Raw genomic sequence first — 26,216 nt, forward strand, 5'->3', positions numbered from 1 at the left:
GTTTCGATCAGTTCTTGCGCGGAGCGGATGCGTTCGCATTCTCTTCCGCATAGTTCTGCGGGAAGGCGAGCGCGCTCGTCGACGATGATGGCTTGCTGTCATTTGCCGTCGATTTGTTCGCAGTCTTGGCCGCATCATCCAGCAGCTTCTCGACCCGCACCAGGATGTCGGCGCCGCGCTTGGTCAGCACCGGCGGCGGACCGGGCTTGGTCTCCAGCACCTTCGGCGCCGCATTGGCGTGCGCGGCCATCGGCTGCGGCGGCAGCTTCTGGCCCATGCCGATGCCGGGGATCTCCCGGACCTCGATGCCCTGATGCGCGGCGACCATGATGTCGTGCCAGGTCTGCGCCGGCAGCGAGCCGCCGGTCATGCGATTGGTCGGCGAGTAGTCGTCGTTGCCGTACCAGACTGCGCAGGTGAAATTGCCGGTGTAGCCGACGAACCAGGCGTCGCGATACGCATTGGTGGTGCCGGTCTTGCCCGCGGTCGGAATGCCGTCGAGGGCGGCGCGGCGCGCCGTGCCTTCGCTAACGACGTGGCTCATCATGCCCGCCATGTCGGCGGCGATGTTCGGCGGAATCGCCTGCTTCGGCCTCGGCCCGTCGCGGTCCCAGCGCCAGACGAGGTCGCCGGCGCCGGTGCGCACTTCGAGCACTGCATGCGGCGTCACCGCCTTGCCGCGGTTGGGGAACGTCGCATAGGCGACGGCATGCTCGAGCACGGTGACTTCGTCCGAGCCGATCGGCAGCGACGGCGTGTCGGGCAGCGGCGCCTTGAGGCCGAAGCGGCGCGCGACCTCGACGATCTTGGCGCGGCCGATCTTGGCCGGGTTCGGTGCCTTCGGCTGATCCCGCCGGCCGATCTCGATCGACAGCTTCACCGGCACGACGTTGATCGAGCGCGTGATCGCCTGCGTCAGCGTCACCGAGCCGGAATAGGAATGGCCATAGTTCTGCGGGCACCAATTGCCGATGCAGACCGGGCCGTCGACCACGATCGAGTTCGGGGTGTAGCCGTTCAGCAGCGCCGTGGTGTAGACGTAGGGCTTGAACGAGGAGCCGGGCTGCCGATAGGCGTCGGTGGCGCGGTTGAACTGGCTGGCGCCATAGTCGCGGCCACCGACCATGGCGCGGATGCCGCCGTCGAGATCGGCGACGACGGTTGCGGCCTGCGTCGCGTGATAGTCGCGGCCGAACTGGCGCAGCTGGTTCTCGACCGCGTCTTCCGCCGCCTTCTGCACGTTGGCATCGATGGCGAGGCGCACCACGAAGACGCGCTCGGTGTAGGACTTCGGGAACGTGTCGACCAGCTTGCGCATCTCGTCGAAGGCGTAGTCGAGATAATAGTTCGGCGACGCCTCGTCGCGGCGGTCGACGGCAAAGGCCGGGTTGCGGCGGGCGCCGAACACCTGGCCCTCGGTCATGAAGCCGGCATCGACGAGGTTGTCGAGCACGACGTTGGCGCGGGCGCGGGCGGCGGGCAGGTTGATGTGAGGCGCGTACTTCGTCGGCGCCTTGAACAGGCCGGCGAGCATCGCGGCTTCCGCCAGCGTCACGTCGCGCGCGGATTTGTTGAAGTAGAAGTGCGCCGCGCCGTCGACGCCGAAAGTGCCGCCGCCCATATAGGCGCGGTCCAGATACAGCTTGAGGATCTCGTTCTTGGTCAGGCGCCATTCCAGCCAGATCGCGAGGAAGGCCTCGTTGACCTTGCGCTCGATGGTGCGCTCGTTGCTCAGGAACAGGTTCTTGGCGAGCTGCTGGGTGATCGAGGAGCCGCCCTGGCGCACGCCGCCGGCCTGCGCGTTGGTGACGAGCGCGCGCGCGGTGCCGGCGATGTCGATGCCGAAATGCTCGTAGAAGCGACGGTCCTCGGTGGCCAGCGTCGCCTTGATCAGGACGTCCGGAAAGTCTTCCAGCGGAATGGAGTCGTTGTGCTTGATGCCGCGGCTGCCGATCGGGTTACCGTAGCGGTCGAGGAAGCTCACGGCGAGATCGGATTTCTTCAGCCAGTCCTCGTCCGCGGTCTCGCGGAAGGCGGGGATGGCGAGGGTGAGCATCACGACCAGGCCGCCGAGCCCGAGGGTTGCGGCCTCCGACAGCGGCTCGATGAACACCCAGCGCTTCCAGCGCCCGACATAGAAGCGGTCCATGAAGGTCGAGTAGCGCTCGTAGAGCTCGCGGATGCCCTTGGCCGAGGAGAACAGCGAGGAGTCGATGCGCGCATCGAGGTCGAGGAAGAAATTCCGGACCCTCTGCTTCCAATGCGGTGGTATGATCTGGCGCACCTAGAACCCTTGAGGCTTGCTTCGAAAGCGTTCAAGCACCCGGCCGGGGGCGGCATCGAGACGTCTTGCGGGAATGTTGCGGCAAACCCAAGGCGCCCGGCCAGCATCCGAGGGACTTGCTGTTCCTTCTAGCCGAGCGGGGCCCATAAACCAATGGTCTCGCTCGGGATTTTGAACAACAGGCCTAATTGACCCCGGTTCATTACGGGCCTCAAACGGGGCCTCGCTTGCACCCTTGCCGCCGCGCGCCCTAGAAGGCGTTGCCGTAGCTCTTTCGAACCCTTATTGAGGCGCATGACCGCAGCTCCCAAACGACCTTCCGGCCAGGAAGGATTCTTCTGGAAAACCAAGACGTTGGAAGAAATGTCGGGGGCCGAATGGGAAAGCTTGTGCGACGGCTGCGGCCGCTGCTGCCTGAACAAGCTCGAAGACGAGGACACCGGCAAGATCTATTTTACCCATATCGGCTGCAAGCTGCTCGATGGCGCCAGCTGCGCCTGCAAGGACTATCCGAATCGTTCCGACAAGGTTCCGGACTGCGTCCGCCTGACTCCGGCCAATGTCCGCACCCTGAACTGGCTGCCGCCGAGCTGCGGCTACAAGCTCGTCGCCGAAGGGCGCGACCTCTATTGGTGGCATCCGCTGGTGTCGGGCGATCCCAACACCGTCCATCAAGCCGGCGTCTCCGTGCGCGGCCGGGTGGAGGGCAGCGAGGAGGAGGTCCCGGACGAGGAGCTCGAGGACCACATCGTGCGATGGCCGGCCGTGCTGCCCAGGCGAGCCCGTCTGAAGCGACGCCCAAAGGACTGATCCGCCGCGCGGCTTGAGATCACGTGTTCGGGATGACCTCAGGGCGGGATGCACCCATGCGCCGCGGTGCCTGCCTGGGAAAAGCTTTGCTGTCTACATTGAGCTGCATAGAACGAATCCTTTGCGGCGTTGCGCCGCCACATGACGTCCGATCGAGATGAACAAGTTCGAACGGCAGAGCGCTGCCGACGTCCAGACGTTGCCTGACGACATCGCCGAAGAGCTTTCCCGCCTTCCCAGCGAGGTGTTGAGCGTCGATGACGCGCCGTCGATCGCCCCGCCGGTGCCGCTGAGCTCCGACGAGGTCCGCACCATCGTGATCAGCCTGATGCTGACCATGTTCCTGGCAGCGCTCGACCAGACCATCGTGGCGACTGCGCTGCCGACCATCGGACGCCAGTTCCAGGACGTCTCCAATCTCTCTTGGGTGATCACCGCCTATCTGCTCGCCTCGACCGCGGTGGCGCCGGTGTTCGGCACGCTCAGCGACATCTACGGCCGCCGCGTCATGATCATCATCTCGCTCAGCCTGTTCGTGGCGGGCTCGGTGCTGTGCGCGATCGCGCCGAACATGCCGATGCTGATCCTGGCACGCGGGCTTCAGGGCCTCGGCGGCGGCGGCATCATGCCCGTGGTGCAGACCGTGATCTCCGACGTCGTGAGCCCGCGTGAACGCGGGCAATACCAGGCCTATTTCTCCAGCGTCTGGATGGTCGGCGGTATCCTCGGTCCGGTCATCGGCGGCGTGTTCGCCGAGCATCTGCACTGGTCGATGATCTTCTGGATCAACCTGCCGCTCGCGGCCGCCGCCATCGTGATGCTGCTGCCGAAGATGAAGAAGATCCCGGTGTTCCACCGCAAGCGCAAGGTCGACTGGCTCGGCGGCGTCTTGCTGATGGCCGCCGCCGTGGTCTTCATGCTGGTGCTGACTTGGGGCGGCACGCGCTATCCCTGGCTGTCGCCGACCGTGCTGGCAATGGTGGGCGGTGCCGTCGCGCTGGCGGTCAGCTTCGTGTGGCATGCCCGGCGGGCCGACGAGCCGTTCCTGCCACTGCCGTTGCTGACGGGGTCGGTGGCGCCTTTCGCGCTGACGGCCGGCGGCTGCGGGCTCGGGGCGATCACCGGCCTCACCGTGCAGCTGCCGCTTTACTACGAGTCGGTCTACCATTTGAGCGCAAGCGAGGCGGGTCTTGCGCTGATCCCGCTCGCGGCGGTCTCGACCGTCGGCGCGGCCGTCGCCGGCCGCACCATGGCGCGGGCCAAGCACTACAAGCGCGTCGCCATCATCGGCACATCCTGGGCCGCACTGTGCGGATTGGGCCTCACGGTCACCACCTTGCCGCTGTGGGGTCTCTTGACGCTGATGGCCGCCTTCGCGCTCGGGCTCGGCACGACTTTCCCGGTGTGCGTGGTCTCGCTGCAGAATTCGGTCGCGCGTCCGCAAGTCGGCACCATCACCGGCGCGATGAACTTCTTCCGCTCGCTGATGTCCTCGTTCACGGTCGCGGCCTTCGCGGCGATCCTGCTCATCGCGCTCGGCATCGACGTTCCGCTCGCCGGCGAGCATCACGCCGCGGGCGCCGTCGCTATACCCACTGAGGACATGCGGCACGCCTTCCGCTACGTGTTCGGCGCCGCCACCGCGCTGATGACCACCGCCGCGCTGTGCCTGATCGCGATGGAGGAGCGGCCGCTGGCCGGGCCCTCGGCGCAGCAACCCGTCGAGATGGCTGAGTAAGGCTCAGCGGCCTGCGTCGGGGAAGCTGCTCTTCCGCGGCAGCCGGATCGTGAACTCCGTGAACGCGCCCGGCTCCGTCGCGACGTCGATCGTGCCGCCGTGCTGCTTCACGACGATGTCGTGGCTCATCGACAGCCCGAGCCCGGTGCCTTCGCCGGCCGGCTTGGTGGTGAAGAACGGATTGAACATCTTCTCCTTCACCTCGTCCGGAATGCCGGTGCCGTTGTCGCGGATGGTGATCTCGATGTCGTCGCCGCGATCGCGCGTCGCGGCGATCAGCGTCGGCTCGTAGCCGGCGGCGCCATCGGCCTTGCGCTTGGTGACCGCGTGGAAGCCGTTCGAGATCAGGTTCAGCAGCACACGGGTGATCTCCTGCGGAAACACTTCGGCTTGCCCCGCCGCCGGATCGAGCTCGCGCTGCAGCGTCACGTGGAATCCCGGCTTCTCGGCGCGTGCGCCGTGATAGGCGAGGTTGAGGCTTTCCTCGACCAGCGCGTTGATGTCGCTCAGCCCGTGCTCGCCACCGCCTTCGCGCGAATGCAGCAGCATGTTCTTGACGATGGAATCGGCGCGGCGGCCGTGCTGCACGACCGTTTGCAGATTGTCCTTCAGAAGGCCCGTGAGCTCGTCGACCTCCGCGCGGAGGTCGTCTGCGAGGGGGACCGGCGCGAGCGCCTCGTTCAGCTCCTCGGTCAGTTCGGCAGAAAGCGAGGCAAAATTGTTGACGAAGTTGAGCGGGTTCTTGATCTCATGGGCGATGCCGGCGGTGAGCTGGCCAAGCGAAGCCAGCTTCTCGGTCTGAATCAGCCGGTCTTGCGCTGCGCGCAGATCATCGAGCGATTTGGCAAGCTCGCTGGTGCGGTCCTGCACCTCGTTGAACAAGCGCGTGTTCTCGACCGCGATCACGGCCTGGTCGGCAAAGGTCTTGAGCAGGTTGATCGCCTTGTCAGGAAAATGACCGGGCTCCCGCCGCGTGACGGCGATCGTGCCGATCGCAACGCCATCGCGCAGCATCGGCACCACGAGGATGCTGCGATATCCGCGTGTTCGTGCCAGCTCCTTCATGGCCGCGGTGAGATCAGGCTCGTTCTGCATGTCGCTGCGGAAGGCAAATTGCCCGTTCCTCGCCACGCGGCTGTGAATGCCTGACGACGACAGCGGCGTCGGGAATGAGCTGAGCAGATCCGCATTGCCGGCCTCATTGTCGGTGGTGAAGGCGGCCAGATGCAGCATGTCGCCGATGACGCGGGTGACGGTAGAGGAGTGCCCGCCGATCAGCGCCTTGGCGCTGTCGGAGATAGCCTGGAACACCGGCGTGACATCCGATGGCGAGGCCGCAATCACCTTGAGGATGTCGGCGGTCGCGGTCTGACGTTCCAGTGCTTCCCTGATCGCGTTGAACAGGCTGACATTCTTGATCGCGATCACCGCCTGGTCGGCGAAAGTCTGCAGCAGCCGCACATGATGCTCGGCGAAGTTGCCGGTCGCGCGGCGCGTGGCGATGATGATGCCGATGGTCTCGCCCTCGCTCATCAAGGGCGTGAACAGCATGCTGCGATAGCCCCGCGCACGCGCGATGTCGCGCGCGGCCGGCTCGAGCTCGGTGTCGGGCAGCTGCGCGGCGGCACCATTGGCAACGAGCTGGTAGGGCGGGAACTGCGCGAACGGCACCGGAAAGGAAGCCTGGAGCACGCGATCGCCGGCCGGATCGGTCGGCGTGAATGCCGCAAGATGCGCGGCGCCGTCGATATAGCGCAACACAGCCGTGGAGAAGCCGCCGATCAACCGGTTGGCGTTGGTGGCGATGGCCTCGAACACCGGCTGCACGTCGGACGGGGAGGCCGCCATCACTTTCAGGATGTCGGCCGTCGCGGTCTGGCGTTCGAGCGCCTCTTTGGTCTCGTTGAACAGGCGCGCATTCTCGATGGCGATCACGGCCTGGTCGGCGAAGGTCTGGAGCAGCTGTACGAGGTCGGGCGCGAATGCGCCCGGCTCGGCCCGCGTGACGCTGATCATGCCGACCGGCGCGCCCCGGTTCATCAGCGGCATGAACAGCACGCTGCGGAAGCCGCGCAGCCGCGCCAGCTGCCGGTTCAGCTCCGGAACGTCGGCCGCCTCGCTGTCGGGAAACTGGATCGTCTCGCCGTCGCGCACCAGGGCAAAGGTCGGGAAATCCGCGATCTTGCGCGGGAACGATGCCTTCAGCCCTTCGTCCGCCTCCGCGCTGGTCGGCGTGAACGCCACGAGATGCAGCTCGTCGCCGATGAACTGCAGCACGGTAGCGGAGAAGCCGCCGAGCAGGCGCTTCGAGCTGGACGCGATCGCCGCGAAGACCGGCCGCGCATCGGAGGGCGAGGCCGCGATGGTGCGCAAAATCTCCGCGCTGGCGCTCAAGCGATCGCGCGCAATCGCGAGCTCACTGCGCAGCTGCGCATTCTCGGCCGCGAGTTCATCGGCGATGCTCTTCGGAGGGTTGGTCATTCGTAATCCGGCTTGATGCCGCGACAGGCGCGGCACCGGGCCGGATTATCACATCTTCTGCCGCCGGAGCCAGCGCCTGCGGCCTTGCCGCTGCAGCCCGGCCCGCCTCACGTCCCCGGCCGCGATACCTCGGTTTCCTTGCTGGTGATGAACTCCAGCAGCACAGGCACGCCTTCCCTTGTCTTCTGGATGCCGCGCTTGATTGCGGGCACGATGTCCTCGGGCCTCATCACCCGCTCGCCGTAGCCGCCGAAGGCGCGCGCCATCGCGGCGTAGTCGCCGGAGATGTCGGTCGAGCGATATTTTTCGGTCGAGACCGGCATCACCTTCAACTCGATCGCCATCGAGAAATTGTTGAGCAGGATCGACATGACGGGGATGCGCTCGCGCACCGCAGTCTCGAAATCCATGCCGGTGAAGCCAATCGCCGCATCGCCCCAGACGTTGATGCAGAGCTGGTCGGGCTTCGCGAGCTTGGCGCCCATCGCCAGCCCAAGGCCGTAGCCGAGCTGCGTCGTCTTGCCCCAACCGAGATAGGTGAGGGGTTCTACTGCTTTCCAGAACGGCGAGAGCTGGTCGCGCGGACTGCCGGCATCGTGGGTGATGATCGTGTTCTCGATGTCCACGGTGTGCTGAAGGTCCCACAGCACGCGATAGGGGCTGAGCGGTGCGTCGTTGCTGGTCAGCTTCGGCATCCATTTCGCCAGCCATTCCTTGTGCGAGGCTGCGATCTCGGCTGCGACCGCTGAAGCATTGCGATCCGCGGTAACGGACTTGCCGATCTCCTCCAGCAGCGCGTCGAGCACGAGCCCGGCATCGCCGACCAGGCCGATCTTCGCTTCCACATCCTTGTTGAGATGATTGGGATCGAGCGTGGAATGAATGATGGTCTTCTCCTTCGGCATCGCGATGCCGAAATTGGTCTCGGTGAAGGAGCAGCCGATGCCGAAGATGACGTCGGCCTCGGCGAGAAACTTCGGGACCGCGCGCGGCACCGCGAGCCCGCCCGAGCCGAGCGAGAGCGGATGCGTTTCCGGGAACGACGATTTGCCGCCGAGGCTGGTGGTGACGGGGATTGCCAGCCGCTCCGCGAGCCGCTTCAGCTGCGGCCAGGCCTGCGCGTAATGCACGCCCTGGCCGGCATAGATCACCGGCCGTTTGGCATTCACGAGCAGGCTGGCTGCCTCCTTCACGTGAACAGGGTCGGCGCCGTAGCGGGTGCGCAGCACCGGCGTGTAGTTCAGCGGCTCCGGCACTTCCTCGTTCCACATGTCCGAGGGTATTTCGACGATGACCGGGCCGCCGCGGCCGTTCTTCAGCTTGGTGAAGGCCCGGCGGAAGATATTGGCGACCTCAGTCGCGAGGATGATCGGCTCGGACGATTTCGCGAACGGCTTCATCGCCTCGCTGGAATTGAAGTTCGGCTCGACATGCGCCAGCCTGCGCTGATAGCCCATCGGCAGCACCAGCACGGGGACGGATTCGCCAAAGCACTGCGCGACGCCGCCCATCGCGTTCTCGGCGCCCGGCCCATGCTGCATGCAGAACGCACCGATGCTGCGCCCCGACGTCACCCGCGAGATCGCGTCCGCCATGTGGATGCCGACGCGCTCCTGCCGCACCATCACGGGGCGGATCTCGGCCTTCGCCGCGTGCTCGATCAGATGGTTGACCGGATAGCCGCAGAGGATCTCGATCCCCTCGCGCCTCATGATTTCCGCAATGGCGGTGCCGAGCTTCATGGCGTCTCTCTCCTTAGGCAGAGGCCGGTTGATCCGGCTTGTTGGGGGAGAGGATCAGGAAATTGGACAGGCGTAAAGCGTAGTTGATCGCGCCCGCAGTAGGTCAGCCATGCAGGAGGCGCGAGCAGGAAGATTGACCGTCGCTACTCTGCGGTTCGCGGCGCCGTCTCTGCATTGTTCAGAATGTCGTGCGACGAGAAGGCGCGATGCGCTGCTGCCGCATTCAGCAACTCGCCGCATGCAGCCGACCTTCGAACTCAAACCCGCGATCGTCTTCGTGCGAATTCGAAACCGAGCGCCGTTGCGGTGGGGAATCGGTTTGACAGTTTTGGAGCTTCGAGGGCACGCTAGCAGCAACATTGCGAAGGGATACATCGACATGATCGAGCTCACCGTCAATGGCATCAAGCACCGCGTCGACGTCGTTCCCGAGATGCCGCTGTTGTGGGTGTTGCGTGACGAGCTCGGTATCACCAGCCCCAAATATGGCTGCGGGGTCGCGCAGTGCGGCGCCTGCACCGTTCACATCGACGGCAAGGCGGTGCGGTCCTGTCAGGCGCATATCGGCGAGGTCGCGGGCAAATCGGTCGTCACGCTCGAAGGACTGCACAACAAGGACCAGCATCCGGTCCTGCAGGCCTGGATCGCGCATCAGGTGCCGCAATGCGGCTACTGCCAGACCGGCCAGATCATGCAGGCCATCTCGCTTCTCGCATCGATCCCCAAACCGACGGACGAGCAGATCAATCAGGTGATGTCCGGCAATCTCTGCCGCTGCGGGACCTATCCGCGCATCCGTGCGGCGATCCATGCGGCTGCTGCGAACAAGATGGCGGAGAAGTGAGATGGGCCAGATGCAGACCCTTTCCCGTCGGGCTTTCGTTTTCGGCTCTGCCGCCGTCGCCGGGGGCATCGCTTTCGGTGCCTATAGTCGGGCCGAAGCGGCCGCGCCGGGCGACGATGGCAATCCGCTGGCCGCCGGCCTCGGCCCGAATTCGGTGACCTTCAATCCCTGGGTCGAGATCAGCCCGGACAAGATCACGCTGATCGCGCAGCACGCCGACATCGGCCAGGGCGTCGGCTCGGTGCAGCCGATCATGATCGCCGAGGAGATGGACCTCGATCCCGGCCAGTTCGAAGTCCGCTTCGCTGATCCCAGCCCGGCCTATTTCAACACAGGCTTCGCCGACGAGTTCGCGCCGTTCGTGGCCGCGGACCAAAGCCCGGCTGCGGAGGAAGCGCGCGCGGCCACGCTCGAATGGTTGCGCAAGTCCGGCCTGCAAATGACGGGTGGATCGAGCACGATTCCGGACACCTACCAAAAGCTGCGTGTGGCCGGCGCGGTCGCGCGCGAGACGCTCAAGGCCGCCGCGGCCAAGCGTTCGGGCATCGCAATGGCCGACCTTCGCACGCAATCAGGCCATGTGATCCTGCCCAACGGAACCAAGATCGCCTATGTCGCACTCGCGGCGGAGGCGTCGAAAATTCCGCCGGTGCTCGATGCGCAGCCGCGCGACCCGTCCAAATGGCGCATGCTCGGCAAGCCGATGATGCGGCTCGACGTCCGCGCGAAGGTGATGGGCGAGCTGAAGTTCGGCATCGACCTGAAAACGGACGGCATGCTCTATGCCTCCGTCAAGCTGAATCCCAACAAGGGGCAGCCGCTGAAATCATACGATGCCAGCAAGGCGCAGTCGATGCCGGGGGTCAGGAAGATCCTCGAGATCAAGAACGGCGTCGCGGTGATCGCCACGAACAGCTGGTACGCGATGAAGGCGGTCGACGCCATCGCATGCGAGTGGGCGCCCTCGGCCTACCCCGCCGAGCAGGCCGACCATTGGAAGGTGCTGGAATCCTCGTTCAAGCCTGAGTTCCTCGGCAAGGAGTGGCGGAAAATCGGCGACGTCGACGCCGGCCTGAAGACGGGCAAGCTCGTCGAAGCCGAATATCGCGCGCCATACGTGGCGCATCAGCCGCTCGAGCCGCTGAACGGGATCGGCCTCGTCACCGACAAGGGCATGGAAATCTGGGTCGGCCATCAGAGCCCTCGCTTCGTGCAATGGGTCGCGGCGACCGCGATCGGCCTCAAGCCGGAACAGGTCACCTTCCACAATCAGTGGACCGGCGGAAGCTTTGGCCATCGTCTCGAATACGAGAACGTCCGCGTTCTCGCCGAGATCGCCAATCAGATGAAGGGCACACCGATCAAGCTGGTGTTCTCGCGCGAGGAGGATTTCCTCCAGGACATTCCGCGGCAGATTGCGATCGCCCGGCACCGCGGCAGCGTCGACAGGAGCAAAATTGTCGCCGCCGATCTGCAACTGGCCTCGACGACGCCGCTCAAGGGGTTGCTCGAGCGTTCGGGCACGCCATCGAAGGATCCCGACGGGCAATTGGCTGCAGGGCTTTGGAACGTCTACTACGACATCCCCAATTTCCGGGCCACGAGCTACGAGGCGCAAGGGTTGTCGCCGAGCACGACGTGGCGCTCGGTCGGCGCCTCGACATCAGGCTTCTTCACCGAAAGCTTCATCGACGAATTGATCCATGCGGCGGGCCTCGATCCGATGCAGGCGCGCATCGCGATGTGCACCGTGCCGCATTATCGCAAGGTGCTGGAGACCGTCGCTGAGATGTCGGACTGGAAGGGACCGCTCGGCAACGGCCGGGGCCGGGGCGTCGCTTTCGTCGAGTCCTTCGGAACACCGACCGCCGAAGTCGTCGAGGTGACGGCGACGGACCGGGGCATCAGGATCGACAAGGTCTGGGTCGCGGTCGACGTCGGCAAGGTCGTCGATCCCGTCAATTTCGAGAATCAAGTCCAGGGCGGCGTCGTCTGGGGCCTCGGCCACGCCATCAATTGCGAGCTCACTTACGCAAACGGCGCGGTGCAGCAGACCAACTACAACCACCACGAAGCCATGAGGATCTACCAATGCCCGGTCATCGAGGTTCGCGGGCTGGAGAACGATCCGAAGGTGAGGGGCGTCGGCGAGCCGCCGGTTCCTCCGGCCGCGCCTGCGCTTGCGAACGCGATCTTCGCGGCGACCGGGAAGCGTATCCGCGAAATGCCCTTCAACAAGTTCATCGATTTCGTGTGAGGCAGGCCGTGAAGAGATCTCTGATTGCGCTCGTCCTCGCAGGCTCGGCAATGGCCGCTCTCACCGGGATCGTCGTGGCCAAGGACGAGGCCGCCAAGGATACCTTCAAGGACGTGCTGCCGCCCGGCAGTGTCAGCCGCGCCGAGGGGCTGGAGGCGTGGAAGCGGATTGAGGCCGTCGTGACCCATCCACGGTGTGCCAACTGCCATGTCGATGCCAAGGCCATACCGATCTGGACGCCGGCCGGCGAAACCAAGCCCCGCCCGCATGGCATGAACATCCACGGCGGCGAGAGCCGCATCGGAGCGGAAGCGATCCCTTGCTCGACCTGCCACATGACCTCGACCCAGGCAAACGAGCCGGCACCGTCGCCGCCGCGCGCCGGCATCGACTGGCAACTCGCGCCGGTGGCTTTCATCTGGTTCGGCAAGAGCGGCGCGGAGATCTGCGCACAGTTGAAGGATCCCAAGCGCAACGGCGGCCGCGACGCCGCCGGTCTCGTCGAGCATTTGCGGCACGATGCATCCTTGAACGGCTTCATCCCGCGGGGCTGGGCGCCCGGAGCAGGCCGCTCGACGCCGCCGGGCACCTTCGAGGATCACGTCAAGGACATGGCGATGTGGGGAGCGGCCGGGCAACCCTGTCCGAACTGATGCGTTCGCTGGCCGACAAATCTCCTATTTGCAGTTCTGGCAGATCATCAGCTTTCGTTTCAACGCCTCATCTTCCCGATCGAGGTCATTTGCATCCGGATTGGACCTGGCGTCCTTTGCGGTGCGCAATCTCACAGGCGGCCTCACCTGGCTCGAGGCGCCATTGTCATCGACGGTGCCGACGCTGAAGCCGTCGTAGTCGGCGGCCGGATTCGGCGGAGCTCTATCCGTCGGCACCCGTGCGAGCTCTGCTCTGGGCTTGGAATTCTTGGCACTCGGGCGTGGCGGCGATGCATCGGGCGGAGCAAGCGAAACCGGCGGCGCGGCCGAAGTCTGGCCTCTCGCGCTGTCGTGCGACCAGGCGCCGACAAACATGAGGCTGAGAGCCAGGAGCATCACGCTTCTCATCCGCATCCTCTTGGCAGCTTTGGTTCAACGATTGATCGCATGGCGCGCCGAACCACGACGTGGTGCAGAGTATCAGGACTCCCATGGCCGTCAAAGCGTCGTAGCCCGGATGGAGCGCCGCTCCACCCGGGCTACGATCGGTTGCCTTGCCCGGCAGGCAGAACGCGCCAACATCAGGCGAGGCGCGACCGTCGGCTCAGACCAGCGTGCCCGCGTGGAAGCTCGCATGGGCGAGCAACGACTGGATCACGATGTTGTTGCCGGGCCCTCCGTCCAGTACGTCGATGCCGCCGCCGCCGATCAGGACATCATCGCCGAGCCCGCCGAGCAGCGTGTCGTTGCCCGCGCTGCCGATGAGCACGTCGTCGCCGGCGCCGCCGTCGAAAACGAGGTGCGGCCCGCCGGGACCGACGCCTGACGCTTCGATCACGTCGTCGCCGCCGAGACCGTCGATGGTGATCGTGTCGTTGAAGTCGAAGTTTTCGATCACGACCTGGCTTGCCAGACCGTCGATCACCAGCGCGCCATTGCTGCTCAGCGAAAGCGTGATGACGTCGTCTCCGCCGGTGCCGTTGATCACGATGTTGTCGGCCGCGCCGTCGCCGCCCGCGTTGCCGGGGACGCCGGCGAGATCGATCTTGACTTCAGTCACGTCGGTGCCGCTCATGTCGCCGACATTGATATTGTCGGCGCCGCCGCGGGCATTGAACGCGATCGTCTCGACGCCGTCCATGTCCATGGTAATGGAGGCGACGTCTCGCGTCAGCTCGGCACGCCCGCCGTTCGCGAAGATGTTGATGGTTTCGGCGATGTTGGCGCCGTTGAACAGCAGGGTGTCGGTGCCGCCCTGACCCTCGACCGTGTCATTGTCGTCGCCGGGATTCCAGACGAACGTGTCGTTGCCCGCGCCCATCAGCGCGACGTCGTTGCCATCGCCGCCGTTGATCAGGTCATCGCCCTGGCTGCCGCGGATGGTGTCGTTGCCAAGGCCGCCATTGATCGTCAGCTGCAGCACTCCGGCAGCGAGCCCGCTGGCGTCGATGACGTCGTCGCCGCCGAGGCCGTTGAGCGTCAGCTGATCGGTTGCGTCCATGAAGCTCAGCTTGGTGATCGCAGGCAGGCCGAACACCGTCACGCCGCCGGCATTGCCGGAGACACCGAATATGCCGGCTCCCTGAGTGGCATCGACCGAAACTGTATCCACGGCGCCGTCGGGCGTTCCGGCCGAGCCGCCGAGGTCGATGTTCACCTGCGTCACGTCGGTCCCGGTCAGATCCCCCACCGCGATATGGTCGGCACCGCCCAGCGCATGGACCTCGACGTGCTCGACGCCGTGCAGATCCATCGTGATGTTTGCGACGTCGCGTGTGAGCAGGGCGTGATCGCCGTTCGCCACAATGGCGATATTCTCCGCAATGTTGGCGCCGAAGAACCGCAGCGTGTCGACGCCGGCGCCGCCCTCGATGGTGTCGCTGTCGTCGCCCGGATTCCACTGGAACAGGTCGCGGCCGGCGCCGAGCTGCACGAGGTCGTCGCCGCGGCCGCCGACGACGGAATCATTGCCGTCGCCGCCGATCAGCGTGTCGTTGCCGACGCTGCCGAGGATCGTATCGTTGCCGGCGCCGCCGTCGATCGTGAGGTGCACGGCCCCGGCGGCGAGCACGGCCGCCGAGATCGTGTCGTTGCCGCCGAGGCCTTCGATGACGAGCGCATCGTTGGCGCCTTCTGCGTTGGTGATGGCGAGAGCGGTGGGCAACCCCGCGACCGAAACCGACGTGCCCGAGCCGGACACCTGGATCGTATCGGCGCTGCATGTGCCCTCGAGCGTCACGGTATCCGCGGCACCGTCGCCGGTCCCGGCCGAGCCGAGACTGACATTGACCTGCTTGACGTCGGTTGCAGCCAGGTTGTTGACGACGATGTTGTCGCTGCCGCCCTGCGCGTCGATCGTGATGGTCTCGATGCCGTTCAGGTCCATGGTGATGTTGCCGATATCGCGGGTCAGCAGCGCGCGTCCACCATTGGCAGCGGAAAGGGTGAGGTGCTCACCGATGTTGGAGCCGTTGAACAGCAGGGTGTCGGCTCCGGCCTGTCCGTCCACCTTGTCGCTGCCGTCGCCGGGGTCCCACTGGAAGATATCGTTGCCGGCGCCCAGTAGGGCGGTGTCGTTGCCCTGGTTGCCGTCGATGAAATCGTCGCCCTCGCCGCCCAGCAGGCGGTCTGCGCCATTGCCGCCACGGATCGTGTCGTTGCCGGCCCCGCCGTCGATCGTCAGCTTGATGAGCGCGGCGAGATTGCCGGTCGCGGTGATGATGTCGTCGCCACCGTTGGCATTGACCACGAGGTCTTCGGTGGTGCCGATGTCCAGCGAGAACGGTGCCGGGTCGGTGCGGTCGAAGCGCACGCGCGTGCCGTTGGCGGTGATGGTGAAGGTCTCGCTGCCGTTGCCGCCGTTGACCTCGGCGGTATCGATGCCTTCGCCGCCTTCCATCAGGTCGCTGTCGTCGCCGGGATTCCAGATCATGCGGTCGTTGCCGGCTTCGCCGAACATCTGATCGGCGCCGTCGCCGCCGATCAGCACGTCGTTGCCGGCGCCACCGAACAGCAGGTCATTGCCGCCCTTGCCGAGCAGCGTGTCATTGCCGGACTGGCCGAACAGCATGTCGCCGCCGGACCCGCCGGTCAGCGTATCGTTGCCGGCGCCGCCGAACAAGCTCGCAGCAGGCATCGCGCCGTTGCTCTCGTCGATGGTGATGATGTCGTTGCCGTCCAGGCCGAAGGCCTGGATCAATTTGGTGTTGGCGACCGTCGCGGGTCCGCCCTTGATTGCGACGGCGCCGCCGTTGACGACGATCGTTCCGGCCGCATTGCGGCCCAACGCGATCGCGTTGTTCAGGCCGTTGCCAAACACGGTGAGAATTCCGGCGGAAAAATTTGCTGTGACAGCCATATGCGCTTCTCGCTTGCGTGATCGTCGAAACAGGCCGTGCGGCGGTATCGCGACGCTTTTCGCGATGCCGAGGCGAACGGCGAACGACCTCGTCTGTAGGCCGAAAAGCCACTGCTGGCTTGGCGGATATCTTCCGACGGGGTCCTGTTTTTCTTGAGAGCAGCTTGATTTTCGGGAGCGCGCGCCTCGTCCTAAAGCGGGCGTCTCGAAGGATGGCCGCAGGGAGGCGATCTCAAATGCGATAGTCCTGGGCGAAACGGAGAGCCGAAAGGACCTTGTCCAAAGCTGGGTGCGAGTGGGGTCGGTCTCGGAAGAGCTCACGATCCCACCTACAATCCATTGTGTTGCCCGACGGGCAGAATACGCCAGCGCTGGGTCGAGAGCTGTCCGCAAAAATATTCGAATTTACAGAAATTCGGTTTTGACGTACAAGCCGACGCATCCCGCCCGCCACAAGGGGCGTTTCGCGATCGTCACGGGACGCGGGCCGGGATGCGGTGGCCGCGACGGCGTCGGCGCGCGATGGTGGCTGCAGGGCGGGGAAACCCGTGAGCGGCGACGGGCGCGATACGACACGGCGCTGACAGCGTCTTCGTATGGTCTCGACGGTGAGCGCACGCCAGCCGGTGAGAACCCAGCGAAGATGTGCGCGGACGGAGAAGTCGTGTGGTCCTGACGCCCGGGGTCTGTGCGTCAAGTCATGTGGTGATGCTCACGGCCCAACCGGGCACGCACATCAGCCATCTGCATGGCGACGGGGGCAATAGTGCATCGCTCCCCGGGGAGAGCACGAAGGACACCGTTAAAACCATCCGCGCAGGGAAGGCCGGGATGCCGGCATCACCTGTCGTCCACCCCGTGCGCGTTCTCATCGCACACGGGACTTCGGGTGCCTGCCGGTGCCCGGCCTTCCTTGCGCCCTTTGCTTTTGAGAGGGCGGAAGAAGACAGCAAAGCTCGGGCGAAACAAGCCGCGAGGATAAGCAGCTATGTCTATCGCTGAACAGCGATCTCGTGCCCCGGACGCAGCGCAGCGCCCCCGGCGATGCGAAGCGTCGTCCGGTGCGGTGCGCTGCAGAGCCGGGGCCCACGCATCAGCGGAATGTGCAGTCTTTTGGGTCCCGGCTCTGCGCAGCAGCGTAGGAACGCTGCAGCGCGTCCGGGACACGAGAGACGCGGGCCATGGCCGCGCCTCGTCTGACATCCCTCTACCCATTCTCCTCCAGCGCCCGGCGCAGCCTTCGGATGATGACGCCGCGGGCGCGGTCGTCGGCGGCGGCTGCGACACGATCATTGATGTCGAGCACGAGCTCGGACATCTCGTTGTGCCAGTCGAGACGGGTCACGGCCTCCGGCGCGAGTCGCCGGCGACGATCCGCCTCGAGCACGCGCGGTTCGGGTGCGGCGAGCTCATAGATATCGTCCAGTATCGGCTGGTAGATCTTGGCCGCGGGAATGATGCGTTCTGCCACGCGCTCGGCCAGCCCGGCGACCGCCCCTTCCTCGCCGTGGACCAGGAACAGGCCGCGGGCGATGGGACGGCGCGCCGCGATCCAGCTGGCCATGCCGGCGCCGTCGGCATGGCCCGAATATTCGTCGATCATGCGGATGCGGGCCGCGACCTTGATCTCGTCGCCCTGGATCCGCACGGCCTTGGCCCCGTCCTGGAGGAAGCGGCCGAGCGTGCCGTTGGCCTGGAAGCCGGCGAGAAGCACGGTCGCGCGCTCGTTCCACAGCCAGCGCTTCAAGTGATGGCGGATGCGGCCGGCGTCGCACATGCCGCTCGCGGCGATGATGATGTGGAAGCCGGACAGACGCATGATCGCCTTGCTCTCGTCCGCGGTCTCCGTGAATTTGAGATGCGGCGAGTTGAGCAGGCGCGTAGCGTCGACGGATGGGTCGAGGCTCTCGGCATGCCGGCGGAACACTTCGGTCGCGCGGATCGCGAGCGGCGAATCCAGGAAGATCGGGGCCGTCGGAATCTCGCCGTGCTCCATGAGGTCGACGAGGTCGACGATCAGCTCCTGGGTGCGTTCGACCGCGAAGGCGGGCAGCAGCAGCGCGCCGCCGGCCGCCGCGGCATCGCGTACCTCGGCCGCGAGGTGCTTGCGGCGGAGCGCTGGTGTCGTGGCCTCGCGCAGCCGGTCGCCATAGGTCGATTCCGAGATGACGTAGTCGAAATCGGTCGGCGCTTCGGGATCGGGTTGGAGCAGCTTGGCTTCCGGCCCGACGTCGCCAGAGAGCAGCACGCGCAGTGGACGCCTCGAACCTTGCTCGGCGATTTCGAGCTCGATCGAGGCGGAGCCGAGCAAATGGCCGGCGTTCCAGTAGCGCGCGCGGACGCCGGGGATCACGTCGGCCCAGCGTTCATAGTCGACGGCGCGAAACGATTGCAGCGATGCGATCGCATCGGCCTGCGTGTAGATCGGCTGCACCTCCTTGCGCCCGCGCGACGCGTTACGCCGGTTGAGCTGGGCGACTTCGGACTCCTGGATGTTGCCGGCGTCGGGCAGCATGTAGGAGCAGAGGTCGATCGTGCCGCGCGTCGCCAGGATCGGTCCTTCGAATCCCGCGCGCACGAGTTTCGGCAACAGACCGCTGTGATCGATATGAGCATGCGTGAGCAGCACGGCATCGATATCGGCAGGGCGAAACGGAAAGGCGCCGTAGTTGAGCTCCTTCAGTGTCTTCTGGCCCTGGAACAGGCCGCAATCGACCAGGAAGCGCCCGGATGCGGTCTGGAACAGATAGCTCGAGCCGGTCACGGTGCGGGCGGCACCGCAAAATCGAACGGTGATGCTCATGTCGTCGTCTCCGGAAGATGTGTCGCGGTCAGTTCGGACCGCAAGGCGGCTGCGAGAATCTCGTCGAGCGAAATCGCATTGGTCGGATGCGGCACGCTGTCGGTCGAGCGGATCGACCGGATGCCGGCCTCAGCGAAGGCGGCGATCATCGCGGGTGGAAACAGCGCGTGCGTCACCACCGCATCGACGGCGGTCGCGCCCATCGCCGTCAGGGCCTTCGCCGCGGCCATCAGCGTCGTCCCGGAGGAGACGATGTCGTCCACCAGGAGCGCCGGCCGTCCGGCGAGCAGGCCCGGATCGGCAAAGCTGATCGCCACGGAACGATCGCCGTGCCGCGTCTTCCGCGCCGCCGTGTGCTGCAATCGCAATCGGCTCGCGACATCTTTCACCCAGGGCTCGGACTCCGTGTCGGGCCCGATCACGACGGTCGCTGGATCGATGCCGCCCGTTGCCAGCGCGTTCGCGATCGCCGGCATGGCGGACAGGTTCTCCGCTTCGATACCCGGAAATATGGACCTGATGTCGGGGGTGCGATGCAAGTGCGCATCCACGGTGACGACGCGGTCCACGGTCGTTGCAAGCAGATTGCCCATGGCGCGCTGGCTGATGGCCTCGCCGGCGTGAAATGCAGCATCCTGCCGCATGTAGCAGAGATAGGGTGCGACCAGGACCAGCCGCTTCGCGCCGTTGCGTCGCAGTGCCTCCGCGGCGAAGAGCAGGGCGACCAGCTTGTCGTTGGGTTGATCGAGCGAGGCATAGAGAATCGTGGTGTCGGTCGCCGGCGCGACTGCGACGCGCAGTTCTCCGTCCGGAAAGCGATGCACGGCGATCTCGCCGCAGGCAAGCCCAAGCCGCGTTGCGAGGCGCTTCGCCGCATCGGCGCCGCACGGCAATGTCTGGAGCGCGACCGTGCTCACGGCGCCGCCTTGCCCTGCGGCGCCTCGTGACCGTTGACGAGGTAACCGGCCTCTTCGGCAGCAGCGGCGGCAACCAGATCATGCTCGGGGTGGTCGAACGTGTAGACACGATAGAGCGGCTCGCCCTGCTCGACGCGGTCGCCGATCTTCTTGAACAGGCAGATGCCGGCGCCCTTGTCGAGCGGCGCGCCGGCGGTACGGGCGAGGCGGTTGAGGCGCAGGCAGTCGATCGCGGACACGATGCCGTCATGCGCCGCCTCGACGTCGAAGCTGAGCGGTCCGAGCCCGTTGCTGCATGTCGAGGGACCCTGTGCGTCGATGATCTTCTGCATCTGCCTCAGCGCCGCGCCGCTGTCGAGCAGTTCGCGCGCCCGGGCATAGCCGGCGCCGCCGCGCAGCTTGGGATCGTATTCCAGGAGATGGGCGGCGAGCCGGAGCGACTTCTCGCGCAGATCGCGCGGCGCCGCCGGCTCGTTGCCGAGCACCGCCATGACGTCGTTGGCTTCGAGCACCGGCCCGATGCCGTTGCCGATCGGCTGGCTTCCGTCGGTCGTGATCACCTCGACCGAGCGGCCGAAGCGGTCGCCGACGAATTCGAACAGCTTTCGCAGCCGCATGGCCTCGACGCCGCCGGTGACCTTCGCGGTCGGTCCGACCGGAATGTCGATCAGCAGATGGGTCGAGCCTGCCGCGATCTTCTTGGACATGATGGAGGCGACCATCTGCTCGCGTGTGTCGAGGCTCAGGGGGCGCTCGACCGAGATCAGGACGTCGTCGGCCGGCGACAGGTTGACGTGCCCGCCCCAGATCAGGCAGCCGTTGCAGGAGGAGACGATCGCCTTCATCTCCTCGACGCCGATATTCACCCGCGCCAGCACCTCCATCGTGTCGGCGGTGCCGGCGGGCGAGGTGATTGCGCGCGAGGAGGTCTTCGGGATCGGCAGGCCATGGGCGGCGACGATCGGCACCACGACCATCGAGGTGCGGTTGCCGGGGATGCCGCCGATGCAATGCTTGTCGACGACCACCGGGGCCGGCCAGACCAATTGCGTGCCGGCCTGCGCCATGGCCCCCGTGAGGGCGAGAAGCTCGTCGCTGGTGATGAAGCTCGCCGACCCGATCAGGAAGGCGGCGATCTCCATGTCGGAGTAACGATAATGGGCAAGGTCGCTGACGATCGCGCCGATCTCGGCCTGGCTCAAGGTTCGTCCGCGGATCTTCGCACGCACCGCTTCCAGGCTCTCCGGAGGCGGGGCGGGCCTGACCGTGACCAGCGTTCCGACGGTTTCCGCGAAGCGCCGGAATGCTGGTTCGGAAAGTCCGATTTCGTCGGGAGATGCCAGCGTATCGTCGTCCGTGATCAGCAAGGTCGCCAGCAGAACCTTGCCGCCCTGACGAAGCTCGACGCGGCTGAAGCCGCGGAAGATCTCCGCGCGCAGCGCCTTGGAGTGCCTGGAGACGACGACGACGTTCTCACGGCCGGTGTCGAGACGGACGCGGCGGATCTTCAGCTGGGAGTGCGGAAGGTCTGGATGCATGGACAGGCCGGCAGCAAGGAGTTGGACCTCCATGCTTAGACGTCGCCGTCCCGATGCTGTTGACCCAGATCATGGTCCGCACATCCGGGAGACGCGGGCGAGGCGTGCGGCGCGCCGCCGCGCAGGCCAGGGCCGGCCGTTACTTCATCGCCGAGCTGATCGAGTTGAACTTGTTGTTGAGCAGCGCGCCGCCCGTGTTGTTCACGATGGTCACGATTGCCAGAGCGATCCCGGCGGCGATCAGGCCATACTCGATTGCGGTTGCACCATTCTCATCGGCAAGGAAGGACCTAAGCAGACGCATTGCCAACTCCCGTTCATCCGATCCGATGGATGGTCGCGTCGTTATCGGACTTGCAAATCGATCGAATAAGTGTTCGTGCGCGCCAAAAGAATTAAGCCCGGGCGATCGCGCCTTCGCTCATACGACGGCATTCATTAAATTAAGGTTCCGCCGGTCCGTCCAAATGGAGTCAAATCGGCAGCCCCCCGGGGCGGGCAGCCCGGGTGCAGTGCCCGCCAAGACGTGATCGCGCCGCTTAACCGATTGTTGAGCCTGTTCGTCAATGGGGCGGGGAGGACCCTCATTCGCGCTCATCCGCGCCGGCCGTCCGCATTCAGCGCCCGCAACATGGCGATGCGGGCGAACATCACCCAGCCGCCGCCCGTCTCGGCCGCATTGATCAAAGTCTCGATGGCGGTCTGCCAGTGCGCCTCGTGCTGGGCGTCGTCGGGCAGCTGCATGATGTAGTCCGCAGCATCTTGAAGCGTGAGCAGCTTGCGCTTGTTGCTCACGCGAACGGGGTCGTCGAACGCCGTCGACCAGGGCATGTCAGGCCGGCCGATCGGCGGGGAGGGACATCACGGCGCGATCGCAGGGTGTGATGCTGCTAGCCGGCTTTCTTCGCCCGCACCGGCTTGTCGGCCTTCTTCGTGGCTTCCTTGGGCGCGGTCTTTGCCGCGGCGTCCTTGCCGCCCTTGCCCGATATCGGCAGCAGCATCTCGCGCTGGCCCTCGACGCGCTTCTTCGGCTTCTTGCCCTTGACGGTCTCCTTGGCGGTCTCCTTGGCAGTCTCCCTGGCGACCTTCGCCGCAGGTGCCGCTTCCTTCTCGCTCGCGAGGCTCTTCTTCAGCGCGTCCATCAGGTTGATGACGTTGCCGCCGGTCTTCGGCGCGGCCTTCGCGGTGATCGGCATGCCGCTGCGCTTCTTGTTGATGAGATCGATCAGAGCGGTCTCGTAATGATCCTCGAACAGCTCGGGCTCGAACGCGCCGGACTTCTTCTCGACGATGTGTTTTGCAAGGTCGAGCATGTCCCTCGTCAGCTTCACGTCCTGGATGTCGTCGAAATATTCCTTTTCGCTGCGGACCTCGTAGGGGTAGCGCAGCAGCGTGCCCATCAGGCCGCTCTCGAGCGGCTCCAGCGCGATGATGTGCTCGCGGTTGGTCAGCACCACGCGGCCGATCGCGACCTTGTCCATGCTGCGGATGGTCTCGCGGATCACGGCATAGGCGTCGTGGCCGACCTTGCCGTCCGGCACGAGGTAGTAGGGGCGGATCAGATAGCGGTTGTCGATGTCGGCCTTGGGCACGAACTCGTCGATCTCGATCGTGTGGGTGGAGTCGAGCGCGATGTCGTCCAGCTCGTCCTTGGTGACCTCGATATAGGTGTCGGTGTCGACCTTGTAGCCCTTGACGATGTCCTCGGAGGTCACCTCGTCGCCGGTCTCGGCGTCGACCTTGAGGTACTTGATGCGGTGGCCGGTCTTGCGGTTGATCTGGTTGAACGAGACCTTCTCGGTATCCGAAGTGGCCGGATAGAGCGCGACCGGGCAGGTCACGAGCGACAGACGCAGAAAACCCTTCCAATTGGCGCGGGGGGCCATGGGCTACTCCAGACGCAACAGAGGACAAGCCCCAAGGATAACATCGCCCAGGTGCGAATCATAGCAACCGCCGGCGCGGAATCTCGCAACGGCGTTAATCGTCGCCTGCGCCATGTTGCCGGGCGGGCCCATGGTCCGGAACATCGTCCGAGATCACGCGTTGCCCCACGGCACTTCATAGCCGCGAGGAGGTCGCGGCCATCCGACGCGACAGCCACAGATTGAGGTCACCATGGCAACCACGCGAGAGCAGAACCGGATCGTGGAAACTCCGACCGAGGCGCGCCAGGGCGAACCCGGGCCTTCGGTGGCGGCGCTCCTCGCCATCTCGACCGGGCTTGCGATCCTGATCCTTGCCGTCATCTGGTTCGTGTTCTTCCGAACCTGACGGCCCGAACCGGCCGGCTCGCCGGATAACGGGGCCCATTGCGCCCGCCATGCCGCCGGCTCGTCCGGCTGCGCGGCGGGCGCACTCGCATCAGTGCATGAGAAATCGTATATGACCAAAAAGTAACGCGGCCGGTTCCCGGCGTTCATATTCAGTTCACGCCGGAATTGCTCATCTGGAGCGGTGTTCATGCGGTCTATTTCTGGAGAGAAGCGTGCGCCTGCTCGTTGTTGAGGACGACCCCGATCTCAATCGCCAGCTCACCAAGGCGCTGACCGACGCCGGCTATGTCGTCGATCGGGCCTTCGACGGGGAGGAGGGGCATTATCTCGGCGACAACGAGCCGTATGACGCCGTGGTGCTCGATATCGGCCTGCCGAAGAAGGATGGCATCTCGGTGCTGGAGGCCTGGCGCCGCAACGGCCGCACCATGCCGGTCCTGATCCTCACCGCACGCGACCGCTGGAGCGACAAGGTGCAGGGCTTCGATGCCGGCGCCGACGACTATGTCGCAAAGCCGTTCCACCTGGAGGAGGTGCTGGCGCGGATCCGCGCGCTGCTGCGCCGCTCCACCGGCCATGCCCAGAGCGAGCTGAGCTGCGGTCCGGTCACGCTCGACACCCGAACCGGACGGGTCAGCGTCTCGGGCAATCCCGTCAAGATGACATCGCACGAATATCGGCTTCTGGCCTACCTGATGCACCATTCCGGGCGGGTGGTCTCGCGCACCGAACTGGTCGAGCATCTCTATGACCAGGATTTCGACCGCGACTCCAACACCATCGAGGTCTTTGTCGGCCGCATCCGCAAGAAGCTCGACGTCGATATCATCCAGACCGTCCGCGGCCTCGGCTATCTCCTGACCCCGCCGCCTGCGCCCGGCGCTTGAGGCTTTCCGGCCTTTAAGTATCTTGGCTTGACGGGAGGCCGAACAGGGCCCTTGGTCCGGCCATGACGTCCGACGACCTGACTTCCAGCCCCTGCCGGGACCGTTCCGATGGCCGCTAGCTCGCTTGCGAACCGACTGTTCTTGTCGGCGACCGCCTGGCTCGTGGTGATCCTGGCCATCACCGGCGTGGTGCTGTCGTCGGTCTACAAGAACGCCACCGAGCGCGCCTTCGATCGCCGGCTCAATCTCTATCTGCGCACACTCATCGCGGAGGTCGCGACCCCCGACGAGCCGCCGGACCGCCAGTTTCAGTCGCTTGGCGAGCCCCTGTTCGAGCTGCCGCTGTCGGGCTGGTACTGGCAGATCACCCGGACCGACACCGAGAAGCCGGAGGTGCGCTCCTCGCGCTCGCTCTGGGACAAGAAGCTGCCGAAGCTGGAGGAGCAGGGCGCCGAGCTCACCGCTGCCGGCATCCGGCTCGGCTATGTCGACGGGCCCGAAGGGCAGAATTTGCGGATGGTGGAGCGGCCGGTCGATCTCGGCGCCGACGGCAAATTTCTGGTCAGCGTCGCCGGGGACGACACCGAGATCTTCGACGAGACGCGGAGCTTCGACTACTATCTCGGCGGCACCTTCACCGCGCTCGGCATCGTGCTGCTGCTGACGACTGTGTTCCAGGTCCGCTTCGGCCTTGCCCCGCTCAAGCGCATCTCTGAATCGATCGCCGACATCCGCTCCGGGCGGGCGGAACGGCTCGAGGGGGAATTCCCCGTCGAGATCGCGCCGCTGGCGCGCGAGACCAACGCGCTGATCGACGCCAATCGCGAGATCGTCGAGCGCGCGCGCACCCATGTCGGCAATCTCGCCCACGCGATCAAGACGCCGCTCTCGGTCATCGTCAACGAGGCCGGCGCCCACCCGGCCGATCCGTTCGCGGAAAAGGTGATGGAGCAGGCGGACGTGATGCGCGACCAGGTTGCCCATCATCTGGAACGTGCGCGCATTGCGGCGCGGGTCTCGGTGGTCGCGACCGTGACGGAGGTGGCACCCGCTATCGAGGCGCTGCGCCGGACCATGGAGAAGATCCATCGCGACCGCGGCATCGTGGTCGAGGCCAAGGCCGATCCATCCGCAAAGTTCCGGGGCGAGCGACAGGATCTGGAGGAGATGGTCGGCAATCTCGTCGACAATGCCTGCAAATGGGCGGCCTCGCGCGTTTCCATCGGGGTCCTGGTGGAGACGCCGCACCAGGCCGGCGCCGGCCCGCGTTTGCGGATCATCGTCGATGACGACGGCCGCGGCCTGTCGGAGGCCGAGCGTGCCCAGGTCTCCCGGCGCGGCCAGCGGCTGGACGAGTCCAAACCCGGATCGGGACTGGGCCTGTCGATCGTGACCGATCTCGCCGCGCTCTATGGCGGCAGCTTTTCGCTCGGCGCTGCGCCGACCGGCGGCCTGCGGGCCGAATTGGTCCTTCCGGGACTTTAGCCCCTTGTTTCGACGTGGTTTTTCGTCCTCGTCGATGCCCCTCTGGAGGAAGCCGGGGGCATTCGGACCCACTTCCTAAACGGCTTCTTAAGTGGCGACCTCCTATGATCGCGCCGGACCCGTCCCATTGTCCGCCATTTTAC

The 26,216-nt window shown here is 65.6% G+C and carries 19 protein-coding genes; 8 read left to right on the top strand and 11 right to left on the bottom strand.

Annotated elements, in window-relative coordinates:
• Positions 1-7: 7 nt before the first annotated feature.
• Entirely contained in the window at positions 8-2,284 is a 2,277-nt protein-coding gene (locus tag JQ566_RS02735; RefSeq protein ID WP_212369532.1) for a transglycosylase domain-containing protein, read from the bottom strand.
• 294 nt (positions 2,285-2,578) lie between these two features.
• On the opposite strand from JQ566_RS02735, the gene JQ566_RS02740 reads away from it, so the two are divergent.
• The gene (locus JQ566_RS02740) at positions 2,579-3,094 is read left to right on the top strand and encodes a YcgN family cysteine cluster protein (protein ID WP_212369535.1); all 516 of its coding nucleotides are present in this window, start codon (positions 2,579-2,581) and stop codon (positions 3,092-3,094) included.
• 157 nt (positions 3,095-3,251) lie between these two features.
• Positions 3,252-4,832, top strand: coding sequence for an MDR family MFS transporter (locus tag JQ566_RS02745; protein WP_212369537.1), 1,581 nt, complete (start codon positions 3,252-3,254; stop codon positions 4,830-4,832).
• A 3-nt stretch (positions 4,833-4,835) separates the two neighbouring features.
• Here JQ566_RS02745 and JQ566_RS02750 read toward each other — a convergent pair whose 3' ends face one another.
• Together JQ566_RS02750 and JQ566_RS02755 are read right to left on the bottom strand one after the other, a co-directional pair.
• Positions 4,836-7,313 (bottom strand): GAF domain-containing sensor histidine kinase, encoded by a 2,478-nt coding sequence (locus JQ566_RS02750; RefSeq protein WP_212369550.1) that lies wholly within the window; start codon positions 7,311-7,313, stop codon positions 4,836-4,838.
• A 107-nt stretch (positions 7,314-7,420) separates the two neighbouring features.
• A complete protein-coding gene (locus tag JQ566_RS02755) occupies positions 7,421-9,076 on the bottom strand; it encodes a thiamine pyrophosphate-requiring protein (RefSeq protein WP_283814323.1) in 1,656 nt (551 codons plus the stop codon).
• 358 nt (positions 9,077-9,434) lie between these two features.
• On the opposite strand from JQ566_RS02755, the gene JQ566_RS02760 reads away from it, so the two are divergent.
• Genes JQ566_RS02760 through JQ566_RS02770 form a run of 3 tightly spaced genes read left to right on the top strand, consistent with a single transcriptional unit; the run spans position 9,435 to position 12,809 of the window.
• Positions 9,435-9,899 (top strand): (2Fe-2S)-binding protein, encoded by a 465-nt coding sequence (locus JQ566_RS02760; protein ID WP_212369555.1) that lies wholly within the window; start codon positions 9,435-9,437, stop codon positions 9,897-9,899.
• A gap of 1 nt (position 9,900) precedes the next feature.
• Positions 9,901-12,156 (top strand): xanthine dehydrogenase family protein molybdopterin-binding subunit, encoded by a 2,256-nt coding sequence (locus tag JQ566_RS02765; RefSeq protein WP_212369569.1) that lies wholly within the window; start codon positions 9,901-9,903, stop codon positions 12,154-12,156.
• Positions 12,157-12,164: 8 nt separating this feature from the next.
• Positions 12,165-12,809 (top strand): hypothetical protein, encoded by a 645-nt coding sequence (locus JQ566_RS02770; RefSeq protein WP_212369572.1) that lies wholly within the window; start codon positions 12,165-12,167, stop codon positions 12,807-12,809.
• A 24-nt stretch (positions 12,810-12,833) separates the two neighbouring features.
• Here the strand turns inward: JQ566_RS02770 and JQ566_RS35020 are convergent, their stop codons facing one another.
• From JQ566_RS35020 to ku, 8 genes are all read right to left on the bottom strand, one after another.
• A complete protein-coding gene (locus JQ566_RS35020; RefSeq protein WP_249139164.1) occupies positions 12,834-13,217 on the bottom strand; it encodes a hypothetical protein in 384 nt (127 codons plus the stop codon).
• Between the two features lie 196 nt (positions 13,218-13,413).
• Positions 13,414-16,167, bottom strand: coding sequence for a beta strand repeat-containing protein (locus tag JQ566_RS02775; protein ID WP_212369575.1), 2,754 nt, complete (start codon positions 16,165-16,167; stop codon positions 13,414-13,416).
• Between the two features lie 1,207 nt (positions 16,168-17,374).
• On the bottom strand, positions 17,375-18,970 hold the full coding sequence (locus JQ566_RS02780; RefSeq protein ID WP_212369578.1) for an MBL fold metallo-hydrolase: 1,596 nt from the start codon (positions 18,968-18,970) through the stop codon (positions 17,375-17,377).
• Positions 18,967-19,887: a ribose-phosphate pyrophosphokinase gene (locus tag JQ566_RS02785; protein WP_212369579.1), complete on the bottom strand. Its 921-nt coding sequence runs from the start codon at positions 19,885-19,887 to the stop codon at positions 18,967-18,969. Before JQ566_RS02785 ends, JQ566_RS02780 begins: the two co-directional genes overlap by 4 nt.
• Entirely contained in the window at positions 19,884-21,425 is a 1,542-nt protein-coding gene (locus tag JQ566_RS02790; RefSeq protein WP_212371456.1) for a thymidine phosphorylase family protein, read from the bottom strand. Before JQ566_RS02790 ends, JQ566_RS02785 begins: the two co-directional genes overlap by 4 nt.
• A 139-nt stretch (positions 21,426-21,564) precedes the next feature.
• Positions 21,565-21,729, bottom strand: coding sequence for a Flp family type IVb pilin (locus JQ566_RS02795; protein ID WP_212369582.1), 165 nt, complete (start codon positions 21,727-21,729; stop codon positions 21,565-21,567).
• A gap of 290 nt (positions 21,730-22,019) precedes the next feature.
• Positions 22,020-22,256 carry a hypothetical protein gene (locus JQ566_RS02800; protein WP_212369585.1) on the bottom strand — a complete coding sequence of 79 codons (237 nt, stop codon included), beginning with the start codon at positions 22,254-22,256 and terminating at the stop codon, positions 22,020-22,022.
• Positions 22,257-22,315: 59 nt separating this feature from the next.
• Positions 22,316-23,311 (bottom strand): non-homologous end joining protein Ku, encoded by a 996-nt coding sequence (gene ku / locus JQ566_RS02805; RefSeq protein ID WP_212369602.1) that lies wholly within the window; start codon positions 23,309-23,311, stop codon positions 22,316-22,318.
• 232 nt (positions 23,312-23,543) lie between these two features.
• Here ku and JQ566_RS02810 point away from each other — a divergent pair, with 232 nt between their 5' ends.
• The 3 genes from JQ566_RS02810 (at position 23,544) to JQ566_RS02820 (ending at position 26,073) form a co-directional block, all read left to right on the top strand.
• Positions 23,544-23,699, top strand: coding sequence for a hypothetical protein (locus tag JQ566_RS02810; protein WP_212369605.1), 156 nt, complete (start codon positions 23,544-23,546; stop codon positions 23,697-23,699).
• A 214-nt stretch (positions 23,700-23,913) separates the two neighbouring features.
• Positions 23,914-24,588 carry a response regulator transcription factor gene (locus JQ566_RS02815; protein WP_011085905.1) on the top strand — a complete coding sequence of 225 codons (675 nt, stop codon included), beginning with the start codon at positions 23,914-23,916 and terminating at the stop codon, positions 24,586-24,588.
• 108 nt (positions 24,589-24,696) lie between these two features.
• A complete protein-coding gene (locus JQ566_RS02820) occupies positions 24,697-26,073 on the top strand; it encodes a sensor histidine kinase (protein WP_212369608.1) in 1,377 nt (458 codons plus the stop codon).
• Positions 26,074-26,216: the final 143 nt, after the last annotated feature.

Origin of the sequence: Bradyrhizobium sp. SZCCT0231 (genome assembly GCF_018130245.1) — a bacterium.
Classification (GTDB): domain Bacteria; phylum Pseudomonadota; class Alphaproteobacteria; order Rhizobiales; family Xanthobacteraceae; genus Bradyrhizobium; species Bradyrhizobium japonicum_F.